Below are 13,236 nucleotides of genomic sequence, written 5' to 3' on the forward strand. Positions count from 1 at the left end.
TTTCGAAATAAAAAAGGTGTCTTCATAAGAGACACCTTTTCTTTTGAGTTATATAGCAAGTAAGGAATCCACTACAGCCCCCCAAATTAGTGAGACGACAAAATAAATTCTGAAAAATAATTTGCTCCCCATGGGGCACTAATGCCTCCCTCCCTTCTTTATTAGTATGCAAACGTATCCCAAATCAACCATCACCCAACATTGAGTTTTATATATTAACCTAAATACCATTAATCATGAAGAAAAAGTACCTGGCATTTGCACTTGTTATGGCAACATTTGCAGCATGTAAAAAAGATGCCGGCAATCCAGCCCCACAAGCCTCAAATTCAGCTACCATTGCCACTATTGCTAAAAATTTCAACATTGCCAACCCTACAAGGGAAAGCCTGGTGAATATTGTAAATTTCCTGGATAGTGCATCTGCTGAAGATAAAAAGTTATTACTGAGTAGCATTTATCCGGCCACTGAAGCAAATAAGAATAGTAAAACTGCCAGTACCCAGGATCTTAGTGCATATGACATGGCTGGATCCCTTGTTCCCCTTAGTAACCCTAATGACGATCCGGATGCATGGTATGAAACCGGCCCCGGCCCCTATGGATTTACCATGTTTTATAACTGGACAGTGGTAAAAAGTACTTTTGCTCCTTATTGGATTACGTCAAAAGAAAAATGTGATCTCAGTGATGGAGGTCCTACCGTTGACCCACATATCAGGTATGCATTCAATGGCCTTAGCCACATGGGGTCATATATCTTAGGAATAACATTGGGCACAGGCTGGGAAGAAGTCGCAAATGACCAGTATAATGGCAGCTATACGGCTTATTCAACTGTGGCAGGGGTCCTCACCGGGGTTGGTTTTAGCCTGGAAAAGCAGGGAACCAGGGTTTTCAACGCCGGTGCTGTGATTGCATCCAATGGGCGTAATGCTAACTTTTATTAATACTTATGAATTTTACACGATTATTCCTATACATACTTTTGTCCTTCCCGCTGTTTGTCAATGCACAACAAACATCTGATAATGGTGTATTTGTTTATACAGTACGGGTTAAAAACACTGTTACCGGTACCATGGGTGTATTACTCACCGATTCGATATTTGTTTATAACAGAATTGGTATTGAAAAGGTACTGAGAAGTGATGATCTTATTATCAATGATAAACTGACAACCACAACCAACCTTGATACCTATTATCGGATTAATTTCGACAAACGTCAATTTCAGGAGCTTGGAAAAGCGCCAATCTTTATAAAAGAAGCAGGTATTCCATTCACCACCCCTAAAAAGAAGGGAATTAATTTTATGTATAGGAATTATAACGGTGAAAAGTACACAGCAACTGATACCCTTATCAAGGGGAAACCGTGTAAAGTATTCAGGTTTATTGCCAATGCTGAAAGCCCATTGAAAGGCGCCCATGTCACCCTCGTTTTTTCTGATATGAAAAACAAAGGTATTCATATAATACCTAATCTTGAAGACACTTTCAATGGCCGCTTCTTAAGTCTGGAAGCTGTTCGTGGTAAGGACGAAAGAATTGTTTTGTATATGGAACATATTCAACCGCTGAGTGACTATTGGAAAAAAGTCATCAGGTAATAGCTTTATTAATAGCAAAGAGGTTATCTCATTTATTTTTGAGATAACCTCTTTTTATTTTACTTTTATTGAAATCTAAATTTATGGCCCCCATTTTAGTAACCCTCGACCAATTAATTTTGTCGAAGAGAACGGAATATCATGCAAATTTACGGCCCGGACTGGATGAGGCCAGCATACAGGCACTGGAAGAAAAATACGGTTTCTCCCTTCCGGACGATCTGAAAGAACTTTACAAATGGCATGATGGCCAGCAGGATAATAATTACGAAGCATTCGTCAATAATTCTACATTTTTACCCCTTGCGCACGCACTCGATTCCGCCGCAGAATTTACGGCTATGATCGGCAGTGATTTTGAATTGCCTGACATGTGGCACGAAACCTGGATTCCCATTTTCGGCAATGGCGGCGGAGATTTTATCTGCTATGACCTGGCCGGTAGTTTTGACGGCCAGCCGGGACAACTGATTGAATACTGGCATGCAGATAATGATAGAAATATCATTGCAGGAGACTTGAACAGCTTCTTACAAGCACTGGTGAACCTGTATGAAATGTACGACCCTGCTGATGAATATGTACAGATAGAAGACCTGCCCGGCTATCCCGTAAGGCATATTGTACAGTAAAATATTTACTTTTGGGCATGAACTACCAACAAACTCTGGACTACCTTTATGAGCGCCTGCCCATGTTCACCCGCGTAGGCGCCAGCGCTTTCAGAAAAGACCTGCATAATACCATTGCTTTATGCGAACAACTGGGCAATCCCCAGCGCCTGTTCAAAACAGTTCACGTAGCCGGTACTAACGGCAAAGGCTCTACCAGCCACATGCTGGCAGCTATTTTTCAACAGGCAGGATACAAAACAGGATTGTATACCTCTCCGCACCTGAAAGATTTCAGAGAACGGATCCGTATCAATGGTGAGATGATCGACCAGGAGTTTGTAGTCGAATTTGTACAACAGGTACAACCTTCTATTGAACAATTAGATCCTTCCTTTTTTGAACTCACTGTGGCCATGGCATTCCAGTATTTTGCGCTGGAACAGGTAGATATCGCTATTATTGAAGTAGGCCTCGGTGGCCGGTTAGATAGTACAAATATTATCACGCCTGAGCTATCAGTGATCACCAACATCAGTTATGACCACATGAATATGCTGGGCCATACACTGCCCGAAATTGCAGGCGAAAAAGCAGGTATTATCAAACCCAATATACCCGTGGTGGTTGCACAGACACAAACGGAAGTAGAACAGGTATTTATAGAAAAGGCGAAAGCCCTGGAAGCCCCCATCACCTTCGCCGACCAGCACTGGCTGGTGCAGGACAATGACCTGCATAACGGGCATCTGCATATACAATTAAGACCCCAGCAGAGCGAACAGGTATGGGATATTAAACCAGACCTGAGCGGACAATACCAGGTGAAGAATATCATGGGCGTGCTGAGTGCTGTAAAAGTACTGCAACAGGCTGGATGGGAACTGCCGGACGAAAGTGTGAAGACCGCCCTGAGTCATGTAAAAAAACTAACAGGACTGAGAGGCAGATGGGATGTAGTTGCACAGCATCCACTCACCGTATTTGATGTAGGACATAATGAAGCAGGGATCAGTGAAATTGTAGGCCAACTGGAGCATATGACGTATAGGCATTTGCACATAGTGACAGGTTTTGTGAAAGACAAGGAAGTGAGTAAGGTATTGAAATTGTTTCCACCAGCAGCTACCTATTATTTTACAAGGGCACAGATACCCAGGGCACTGGATGAGAATGAACTGGCAGAGATGGGTGCAGCAGCGGGTTTGAGAGGAAAAGCATATGCAACTGTGCAACAGGCTTTTTCAGCGGCCAGGCAGCATGCACATGAGGAGGATGTGATATTGGTATGTGGTAGTTTCTTTATAGTTGGAGAAGTAATGTAATTAAAAAAGCCCGTATCAAGTAAGATACGGGCTCCTATCCGGGTACCTGACAGCGCCAGGTTCATTCATTAATGATAAATCCTCTTTGTTTTTTGTTTATGAAAACGTCAGTTCTTTCAACTTCAACAACGCATAAAATATACACGTCACATGCAGGCTTTGCAGCAGCTGGTTCTCTTTAACCAGAGCTTCCAGTTCCTCCATTTCCAACAGCACAATTTCAATCTCCTCATTCTCATCCAAATCCTGTTCCTGTACCTTCCTGCATCCTGTAGCCAGGAACATATGCGTGAAGTTATTGCTGCTCGCAGGATTCGGCGCTATCTTACCCAGGTTGATTAACTGGCCAGGCTCGTACCCCGTTTCTTCCAGCAGTTCACGACGCATCGCATATTCCGGAGAAGGATCGTCATTGTCCATAGTACCACCGGGTATTTCCAGCAAAGTCTGCCGGAGACCATGACGATATTGCCGCACCATAATCACCCTACCCTGACCATCCAGGGCCACGCAGTTCACCCAGTCATTGTATTCCAATACATAATACGGGCTTACAATCTTGCCTTGTGGTGTTTCGCATTTATCTTCGCGGGCGGTTAGCCAGTTGCTCCTAAAAAGATACTTTGATTCAAGCAGTTTCCAATCTAAAGCCGACATATATTCAGTTTATAGTTTATTGCCAGTTATTCCGCTCTTTCAGCCTTTCTATGTGTGCCAGGTGATGTTTTCCATGCCAGGAATAGGTACCTGCTACTTTTTTCAGAAAGAATGTTTCACCATGTTCCGGATGGGTAAACACGCGTTCCCATTGTTCAGGTGCCATGTTATCCATCAGGGAAACCCAGCGGGTATGCAGGGAGTGAAGCAGGGTGAGTGAAATATTGATGGGTGTTTTTGTTACGTCCGGGAGTTGGGCCCAGGCGGCTTCGTCGTATGGCTTGATGACAGGGTTATCTTCTGTCAGGGCCAGTTTGAAACGGGTGTAGGCATTCATATGACTATCTGCCAGGTGATGCACCACCTGTGTCACCGTCCAGCCGCCGGGGCGGTAGGGAGTGGCGAGTTGAGCGGCATCGAGCGACTGAACTGCGATTTCTACCAGTGAAGGCAGAAAGCGGATGTCGTTGATGTAGCTTCTGAGCTGCAGGTCAGAAATGTGCGCTGGGGCCTGGAAACGGCCAATTGGGTATTTGAGATCTTCCATAGTTATGCTTCTCTTAACGCCTCCCCTGTCAGGTGAATAAACACATCTTCCAGGTTCGCCTTCTTCACTTCTTTCTTTCGCTCAAACCCACCTGCCACCAGTTTATCAATCAGCGCATCTGGCGATTCCAGGGCTATTATCCGGCCATGATCTACAATCGCACAACGATCACAGAGTATCTCGGCTTCGTCCATATAGTGTGTAGTGATCACCACCGTGGTGCCCTGTTCCCGAACCTGCAGGATCAGGTCCCACAGGTTACGGCGTGCCTGCGGATCGAGACCGGTAGTCGGTTCGTCCAGGAAGATGATCTTAGGTTTATTAATAAGCGTAGTCGCGATGGAGAAACGTTGTTTCTGACCACCGGAGAGTTCTTTAAACTTGTTTTTGGCTTTGTCTTCGAGATTGAAGAGTTTGAGTAGTTCTTTCGCGTCGGCTTGCTGGTTGTAGAGACCGCAGAACAGGTCGATGAGTTCTACCAGGTTTAAGCCGGGGTAATAACCAGAACTTTGCAGCTGCACACCGATCACTTTTTTAATTCCCTCAGGGTCTTTGTCAAGGTCTATTCCGTCTACGAACACCTTTCCGGAGGTCTTTTCGCGGAGGGTTTCAATGATCTCCAGGGTGGTTGATTTTCCGGCACCGTTGGTACCCAGCAGGCCAAATATTTCATTTTCGTATACGTCGAAACTGATCCCGTTTACTGCTGTAAAATCACCGTATTTCTTGACAAGTTCCTTTACTTCTATGATCTTCCTCTTTTCCATAGGACTAAATTAGGATAAAAAGGGAGATTTTTTTTTCTGAATGTATTCCTACCTGGCAAAAAAAACGCTTTTGCCGTGGGCAAAAGCGTTTTTTTTGAGAATGGCCGGCTTCAAATACTATTTCTTCAGCGGCGCTTCTTTATGTTGTATAAACACCTGTGTAAAGAATATAATCCTGGGGTCCTTGCTGGAATGCGCAGTTCCGATCCCGATCCGGTCATAATTGCCCAGCATATTTTTTCTATGCCCCGGGCTCTTGATCCATCCATTCACTACCTGCTCTGCATCCAGGTTGCCATAAGCTACATTTTCTGCTGCATCAGGAATATTGCCAAACACCGTGGTCAGGTTCGCCACGCGCTGTTCAAAACCTTCGTGACCAAAGCCGGTCGCACCTGTTGCCATAGCTTTACTATGCTTGAACGCCTGCCCGCTACACGTAGCATCCAGCAATAACGGGGGTTTACCCTGTGAAGCCCTGAATTTATTGGTGTAATAAAGGATCTCTTCTGCCAGGCTCTTATTGTTATCTTCAAACCGGGCAGTGGTTCCCGGCTTATTATCTTCAAACCGGGCAGTATCCCCCGGCGCTATGTTACGGGTACAGGCCAGCATGTTCAGCGACAGAATACCGAATAGCATCAGTAATGTAAGTTTGCGTGTCATATGTTTTCGAATAAATAAAGAAAATTCATCATTAGACTAAAATAACCAATGCTGGTTTAGCAATAGTTATACCAAAAACTTACATGTTAGTATTTTTTTAACTATTCACTATTCTCTGCCAAACCTCCATCATGTTCTTAGAGCCCAGGAACACGGGTACCCGTTGGTGCAATTTGGATGGCTTCAGCTCCAAAAGTCGTTGTCTGCCAGTGGCCATCGCTACTCCGCCTGCCTTTTCCATAATGAATGACATCGGGTTGCACTCATAACATAAACGTAAACGCCCCCCTGCATATTTTCCAAAGGCGGGATACATAAAAATACCGCCCTGGATCAGGGTCCGGTGCACCTCTGCCACCATACAACCTACAAAACGGTGGCGGTAGATCTTGCCATGCTCATCCTTGGCCAGCCAGTAGTCGATCGCCTTGCGGATGCCATTCTCGTAGAGGTGGTAGTAACCGATGTTAACAGAAAAAATGTCACTTTCCGGTGGGCATTTCAGGTTCGGGTGTGACAGGCAGAACTCACCGATGCTTGGATCGAGGGTAAAGCCCTGCACACTTCTGCGGGTAGCGTATACCAGCATGGTGGAGGAACCGTAAATAATATAACCTGCCGCAATCTGCTCGTAACCGGGCTGTAAAAAGTCTTCCAGCTCGCACACGCTCCCCACGGGGGTCAGACGGCGATATACAGAAAAGATAGTACCGATGGATACATTTACGTCGATATTGCCTGACCCATCCAGCGGGTCGATCAATACCACGTACTTGGATGCTTTGGAGAATTCGTCTGTGAAGGGAATGAAGTCTTCATTCTCTTCAGAAGCCACGCCGGCACAGTAAATACTGCCTCTCAAAGCGTTGATAAACTGGTCGTTGGCGAATTCATCCAGCTTTTTTACGTCTTCACCCTGCACATTGACCTTGCCGGCCTCGCCCAGGATATCGGCTATTCCAGCCTTATTCACCTCTACATTTACACGCTTTGCTGCCAGCCCGATATCCCGCAATAAACCTGATAATTGTCCTGTTGCGCCGGGGTAATTCCTCAATTCCTGGATTGTAAACTCGTCCAGAGTCATTACTTTTCTATTGATACTCATTCTATAATGGATTAGTGAATATTCATTGTATAATGTTACACTAATGTAACAGATTTCGCCCTATTTTAATGGAACTGTCATTTTCCCTGAAACAAATTTTTAAACATATTCAAAGTTGATTTACTTTGCCCCGAATTTTTTTAACGGAAGATAAACTCACATATGAAGGTTTTCAAATTTGGCGGTGCAAGTTTAGAAAGTATTGAACGAATCCAGCAGGTAGCTGCGATTGTTCAGTCATTTCCTGATCAACAGATCCTGATCGTTATTTCTGCCATGGGCAAGACGACGAACAACCTGGAAAAGGTAGCCGAAAACTTTTATCTCCGTAAGCGCGAAATTGCGGCGCAGTTGCTTTTCAACATCGAAAAATCGCACACAGAAGTGGCAGAAAAGCTGCTGGGCAACAGGACCCACCCTGTTTTTGATCAGCTGCAACAGTTCTTTACAGAGGCCGAATGGACGCTGGGCGAGAAACCCGGCCGCCCCTACGATTATTATTACGACCAGCTGGTGAGCCTCGGTGAACTGCTTAGTACTGCTATCGTAAGTGCTTACTTTAACCTGGCAGGGGTGCCCAATATCTGGATGGATGTACGCGATGTATTCAGGACAGACGATACCTTCAGGGAGGCGAATATCGACTGGGAAGTGACCGGGCGGCAGGTAGAGCAAAAGGTGCTGCCGCTGTTCAAAAAAACGAATATTGTTGTGACACAGGGTTTCATTGGTAGTACTGATGAAAATGAAAGTGTAACCCTGGGCCGCGAAGGTAGTGACTACTCTGCAGCCGTGTTTGCGAACCTGCTGAATGCAGAGAGCGAGACGATCTGGAAAGATGTGGAGGGGTTGAAAAATGCAGATCCGAAATTATTCCCGAATACGATCAATATACCTGCGATTAGTTTTAGCGAGGTGATTGAAATGGCGTATTATGGCGCGCAGGTGATTCACCCAAAAACGATCAAACCTTTGCAGAATAAGCAGATTCCATTGTATGTGAAGAGCTTTCTGAACAAGGACCTGCCAGGTACGGTGATCAGGGAGGATATTGATGTGAAGCAGCTTCCGCCTATTATCGTGTTGAAAAAGAACCAGGTGCTGCTCACGATTACTTCCAGGGATTTTGGGTTTGTGACAGAGGATAGGATCAGTGATATTTATGAACTGTTTCATAAATTAAAGATCAAGATTAACCTGATGCAGAATGCGGCGATTAGCTTTAGCTGCTGTATTGATAATAGTCCTGAGAAGATTGAAACGCTGATTAAAGCCTTGCATGATAATTACAAGATTGAATATAATGAGGGGTTGGAGTTGCTGACGGTGAGGTATAATAAGGACGGGGTGATGAATGAGTTGATTGGTGGCAGGACGGTGTTGTTGGAGCAGCGGTCTCCGGTGACGATACAGGCGTTATTGAAATGATTCAAAAGTATATTGAAATATTAAACTCCCTGAGGTCGAATCAGATCGATCTGAGGGAGTTTTTGTATTTGGAGGGTAAGGATGCTTCCGGGAATGTCTGTGATGTAAATGCAATCAGGCGATACCGGCTTTTAGTGGCCTTGCAATATAGTAGCCGGTTGGCAACAGACGAGGCGATATTAGCAGCGTTTTTGAAATCGGAGATCAGGATCAGTGAAAATGCAGTTTGCGGGAGTGCCGGCGAATCATTGCATTTGTGCTCCTATCTACTTTCAACTTACCGGCAGCCGGCATATGCGGAGCTGTTTTACCAGGCAAAGTTTGCCGACTTTGACACTTACTGCGGGTACGACAGGGAGTTTATTCTTTCAGCAGGAATAAAGGAAACCTATCAGTACATGGCGGATGTCAAGCCTGCATTTTCCGAAAAGTTTTATGAGTATTTTGGTACAGTATGTACGACCACTGAAGAGGAACTTGAGGAATGGAAAACATTTAAGGCTAGATATTTCCCGGATCAATTAGAAATCAAAGATCTGACAGACGAGATTCAGCTGGCCATAGAACTGAGTGAGCAGGAAATCATGATAGAAAAGATTGATCAATGGGTGGCCAGTATCACCGAATGGACGGAACAGCAACTAAATCAACTGGATTATTATAAAAGAGAAACAGGAGATACTGCTGGTCGGATCTGGGCAAATGAACGGTTATTGCATTTTAAGAAAACCGACTGGGACAAGACTTCCGTCTTAACTGATTTAGCTAAATTCTATATTGAATTAAAGGATCGTGACAATGCATGGGCCAAGTTGCAACTATTACCCGGGTACCTGGAGAAGATTCCCAACTGGGATGCCGTTGGTTTGGGAAGATTTGCTGTAGAAGCTTATTTTGATCTGATTTTGTTGATTAATAATGCGGAAGATGCTGTAGTAAAAGAAGCCTATCAATGGGTCGCGGCTAAAATATGGAACATGAAGAACCTCGGCTGGAACCTGATGGAAAAAGCAGGTAAGAGCGGAGAATTGATGCGGGATTTTGAGTTAAGCAAGCGATTTTATAAGCAATTAGAAGAGGCAAAACGGAAATTTGAAGATGATATAAAACAAAGCAAATAAAAAAGCCGTCTCACTTGCGAGACGGCTTTTTCAATATCATTAATCAAGTCTTTGCAGATAATACCAGGTACCGCTATACCATGAATTATACAAAATCAGGAATCCATTCTTAGTTTCCAGCGGGCGCAGGTCAAAATCATCCGTCTGCCCCCCAGCCACACCACTCAGGTTCATCCGATAATAAATCTGTGTCTGTTTTTCAACATCATATATCCACTGCATGGCATAATAATGCGTCGTATCATCCTTTGTCCAGATCAGGGAGTCTGCCGTAATACGAATGTAAAAGTTATCGTACAGCGTCGTATCCTGCAGAGATGGCATCGAACCGGGGCCATAAATTGTTTGTGTCACCTTAAAAGAACCGGTTGAATACTTTTTGATTACTTCGAGGCTTTCCTTTGCAAAAGAATGGTTAGCCTCAATTACAAATGGCGAATCTTTCTTACAAGCAGCCATCACAAGTACTAACAGGCTAATAATCAGACATCTATTCATAAGGGTATAGGTTTTCAAGGATATATTGAACATTTTATTAATACAAATTTATTAAAATTTTTAATAATTCCTTACAAAATGAAGCTCTGCGCTAAAATTGATGTTATCTTCATTTTGCTTTCGAATTATTTTTTAAAAAAAGTGTGACCTTCCTGCAACCTTTTATTTCCTGTATCGTCTTTTTATAAAACAACCCATATGAAAAAGGTATTCATATTCACCATTATAACCCTGGGTATGCTTACCATTATCGCGCTGGAGGGCCGTTCCTTACATGACCAACAACTAAGGGACCACTGTTACGACAAAAAAAACTTACCAGTGTTCCTGCTAAATTTTGGATACGAATGGATTAAGCCTATAAGTCAGGACCACAGCCATCAACTAGAGATCTGATTGTTTATGAAAAAACTCTTCATGCTTATTTTGCTTACCTACGTAGGCTACCGGGAATGCTATGCCCAGAGTGGAAATGGGAAAATTACTGTCAAAGTGATAGACGAGAAAGGGCAACCCCTGCCATATGCCAGTGTCGTAGTGCGCCAAACGAAAGATTCCTCCCTGGTAAAAGGGGAACTGAGTGCTGCAGATGGCAGCGCCGGTTTTGAGAACGTTAGTAACGGCCACTACTTTGTTCAGGTCTCACTGGTAGGATTTCAGGCAGCTTATTCACCGGCCTTCTCCATTGACCCCCAGCATACTGCTGTGCAGTTTGCAAATATGACATTGTCTCCTTCTTCAAAAAACCTGCAGGGGGTGACCGTCTCAGCGCAAAAACCTTTTATTGAAAGAAAAGAAGGGGCGACCGTATTGAATGTAGAAAGCAGCGTAGCGGCCGCAGGCAGTAATGTACTGGATGTACTGCGCCGTGCGCCGGGTGTGCAGATTGATAAAGATGATAATATTCTCCTGAAAGGGAATGGTGGGGTCACCGTCATGATCGATGGGAAACTCACCTACCTAAACGGAGAACAACTCTCTAACCTGCTAAAAAGTTTGCCGGCAGAAACAGTCTCACAAATTGAGATCATGACTTCTCCTTCCGCCAAATATGATGCTGCCGGCAACAGTGGGATTATTAATATCAAAACAAAAAAAGGAGTCGCAACAGGTATCAACGGCTCTGTGAACGGTAGTGGAGGTTTTGGCCGGTATGGATATTGGAATACCGGCTTAAACCTAAACTGGCGAACTGAAAAATTCAATGCTTTTGGTAACTATAACCACGGGGACCGGCATTTTTATAACCAGCGGCTGGCCACCCGCGTGGTGAATGGAGATAATAAAAACGAAGCGCAATACTTTTCAGCACCACAGTTCGGCAAAAGGAACTTTATCAGTAACGGGTATAAATTAGGATTCGACTATTTTATTACCCCTAAGCACACGGTGGGCGTATTGCTGAATGGGAATAATAATTTTTTCCGGAGTCATATTTTTAACACGACCAATATTTATCAGCTGGGGAATCCTGTGCTGGATTCTGCCCTGTACTCCTTTACAAACAATGATCACAACTTTAACCAGAATACAATCAATGTTAATTATAAAGGTCAGCTGGACACAATTGGTACAGAACTCAGCTTTGATGCAGATTATGCAAAGTTTGGCTATCACCGCCGGGTGTACCTGAATGATAGCATGTACTATCCGGAAGATCCGGCCCATAAGAATCCCCATGCGATCCGGAACTTTACCACGACCAATGTGACCATCAAAAGTATTAAGGGGGATTTAGTGCTGCCTTTCAACAAAACGACCAAACTGGAAACGGGTGTGAAGGGCAGTTTTGTAACGACTGACAACGTACTCCTGTACGATTCACTATATGAAGGGAAGTATATACCGGCGCTGTCGCAGAGTAATCATTTTATTTATACAGAGAATGTGCTGGCAGCATACGGGTTGCTGAAGAAAACGTTCAAGGGCGGAACGGATGCACAGCTGGGTTTGCGGGTGGAAGGTACTTCGTCCAACGGGAACTCGGTGACCTACAATTCCAATGTGAAGCGACATTATGTGAGCTTCTTCCCGAACTTTTCGGCAGACCATACTTTTAGCAAAGATCATAAACTGGGAATTACGTATGCGCGGCGTATTAACAGGCCGGATTATGACGACCTGAACCCGTTCCTGTTCTATTCTGACCGGTATACGTATGGCAGGGGAAATCCTTACCTGAACCCGGAGTTTACGAACATTGTAGAACTGACGTATTCATTTAAGCAGCGGTATATAGTGAGTGTGAGTTACGACAGAACGGAGAACTTTATATCGGAGTTCCTGGAACAGAATGATTCGACAAAAGTGACAACGAGCTATGACAAGAACTATGACTATAGGGAGGGCTGGCATATGTCGCTGACTGTGCCCCTGAATCCGACTAAGTGGTGGAGTATTAATAATAACCTGAACGTGAATTACAATTATTATGCGCTGAGGGATTCCGGGATGAATATTGTGAATTCAGCCATTCAGGCACATTATGAAACGACCCATACGTTTACATTGCCGGGAGATTGGAAGATAGAGTTAAATGCGTATGCGGGAACACCTTTTCAGTGGGGAGTGTGGAAAGGCAAAGCCTATTATGCAATCGGTGGCGGGGTACAGAAAACGCTATTCGAAAAGCGGTTGAATATGAAGTTGAATTTTACGGATGTGACGAATGGAGATCAGTTCAGGGGGTCGGCGGTGTATGGGAATGTAGATTTTCATATTCATAACCAGTGGCAGAACAGGACAGCTACGCTGAGTGCGACGTATAGTTTTGGGAATAGTAAGATTAAGGGGGCGCGGGAAAGACAGACGGCAACGGATGCGGAGACGAAGCGGTCCGGAGGATAAGAGGTGATAAACTTTTTTTATTTTTAGGTTTTGACAAACGGCTGCTCTT

13 protein-coding genes are annotated in these 13,236 nt (G+C 44.3%); 7 read left to right on the forward strand and 6 right to left on the reverse strand.

Going from position 1 to position 13,236, the window contains the following annotated elements:
- The first annotated feature begins 236 nt into the window (after positions 1-236).
- The 4 genes from ABDW16_RS23355 to ABDW16_RS23370 all read left to right on the forward strand — a co-directional run bounded on the left by ABDW16_RS23355 (position 237) and on the right by ABDW16_RS23370 (position 3,548).
- The gene (locus tag ABDW16_RS23355) at positions 237-950 is read left to right on the forward strand and encodes a hypothetical protein (RefSeq protein ID WP_343673127.1); all 714 of its coding nucleotides are present in this window, start codon (positions 237-239) and stop codon (positions 948-950) included.
- A 5-nt stretch (positions 951-955) separates the two neighbouring features.
- The gene (locus tag ABDW16_RS23360) at positions 956-1,612 is read left to right on the forward strand and encodes a hypothetical protein (RefSeq protein ID WP_343673129.1); all 657 of its coding nucleotides are present in this window, start codon (positions 956-958) and stop codon (positions 1,610-1,612) included.
- Between the two features lie 83 nt (positions 1,613-1,695).
- Complete coding sequence (locus ABDW16_RS23365) at positions 1,696-2,244, forward strand: SMI1/KNR4 family protein (protein WP_343673130.1); 549 nt, start codon at positions 1,696-1,698, stop codon at positions 2,242-2,244.
- A gap of 17 nt (positions 2,245-2,261) precedes the next feature.
- Positions 2,262-3,548, forward strand: a complete 1,287-nt coding sequence (locus tag ABDW16_RS23370; RefSeq protein ID WP_343673131.1) for a folylpolyglutamate synthase/dihydrofolate synthase family protein — start codon at positions 2,262-2,264, stop codon at positions 3,546-3,548.
- A gap of 96 nt (positions 3,549-3,644) precedes the next feature.
- Here the strand turns inward: ABDW16_RS23370 and ABDW16_RS23375 are convergent, their stop codons facing one another.
- The 5 genes from ABDW16_RS23375 to fbp all read right to left on the reverse strand — a co-directional run bounded on the left by ABDW16_RS23375 (position 3,645) and on the right by fbp (position 7,293).
- Positions 3,645-4,205, reverse strand: coding sequence for an NUDIX hydrolase (locus tag ABDW16_RS23375; RefSeq protein WP_343673133.1), 561 nt, complete (start codon positions 4,203-4,205; stop codon positions 3,645-3,647).
- Between the two features lie 16 nt (positions 4,206-4,221).
- Positions 4,222-4,752 carry a YfiT family bacillithiol transferase gene (locus tag ABDW16_RS23380; RefSeq protein WP_343673135.1) on the reverse strand — a complete coding sequence of 177 codons (531 nt, stop codon included), beginning with the start codon at positions 4,750-4,752 and terminating at the stop codon, positions 4,222-4,224.
- A gap of 2 nt (positions 4,753-4,754) precedes the next feature.
- Positions 4,755-5,519, reverse strand: coding sequence for an ABC transporter ATP-binding protein (locus ABDW16_RS23385; protein WP_343673136.1), 765 nt, complete (start codon positions 5,517-5,519; stop codon positions 4,755-4,757).
- Positions 5,520-5,636: 117 nt separating this feature from the next.
- Positions 5,637-6,185, reverse strand: coding sequence for a CAP domain-containing protein (locus ABDW16_RS23390; RefSeq protein WP_343673137.1), 549 nt, complete (start codon positions 6,183-6,185; stop codon positions 5,637-5,639).
- Positions 6,186-6,282: 97 nt separating this feature from the next.
- On the reverse strand, positions 6,283-7,293 hold the full coding sequence (fbp, locus tag ABDW16_RS23395) for a class 1 fructose-bisphosphatase (RefSeq protein WP_343673138.1): 1,011 nt from the start codon (positions 7,291-7,293) through the stop codon (positions 6,283-6,285).
- A gap of 162 nt (positions 7,294-7,455) precedes the next feature.
- Between fbp and ABDW16_RS23400 the strand changes: the two genes are divergently transcribed.
- The gene (locus tag ABDW16_RS23400) at positions 7,456-8,721 is read left to right on the forward strand and encodes an aspartate kinase (RefSeq protein WP_343673140.1); all 1,266 of its coding nucleotides are present in this window, start codon (positions 7,456-7,458) and stop codon (positions 8,719-8,721) included.
- Positions 8,718-9,842, forward strand: a complete 1,125-nt coding sequence (locus tag ABDW16_RS23405; protein ID WP_343673142.1) for a hypothetical protein — start codon at positions 8,718-8,720, stop codon at positions 9,840-9,842. Before ABDW16_RS23400 ends, ABDW16_RS23405 begins: the two co-directional genes overlap by 4 nt.
- Positions 9,843-9,881: 39 nt before the next feature.
- Here ABDW16_RS23405 and ABDW16_RS23410 read toward each other — a convergent pair whose 3' ends face one another.
- Positions 9,882-10,340: a hypothetical protein gene (locus tag ABDW16_RS23410; protein ID WP_343673144.1), complete on the reverse strand. Its 459-nt coding sequence runs from the start codon at positions 10,338-10,340 to the stop codon at positions 9,882-9,884.
- Between the two features lie 402 nt (positions 10,341-10,742).
- Between ABDW16_RS23410 and ABDW16_RS23415 the strand changes: the two genes are divergently transcribed.
- Positions 10,743-13,187 carry a TonB-dependent receptor gene (locus ABDW16_RS23415; protein WP_343673145.1) on the forward strand — a complete coding sequence of 815 codons (2,445 nt, stop codon included), beginning with the start codon at positions 10,743-10,745 and terminating at the stop codon, positions 13,185-13,187.
- Positions 13,188-13,236 lie beyond the last annotated feature (49 nt).

Source organism: Chitinophaga sp. (assembly GCF_039596135.1).
Classification (GTDB): Bacteria; Bacteroidota; Bacteroidia; order Chitinophagales; family Chitinophagaceae; genus Chitinophaga.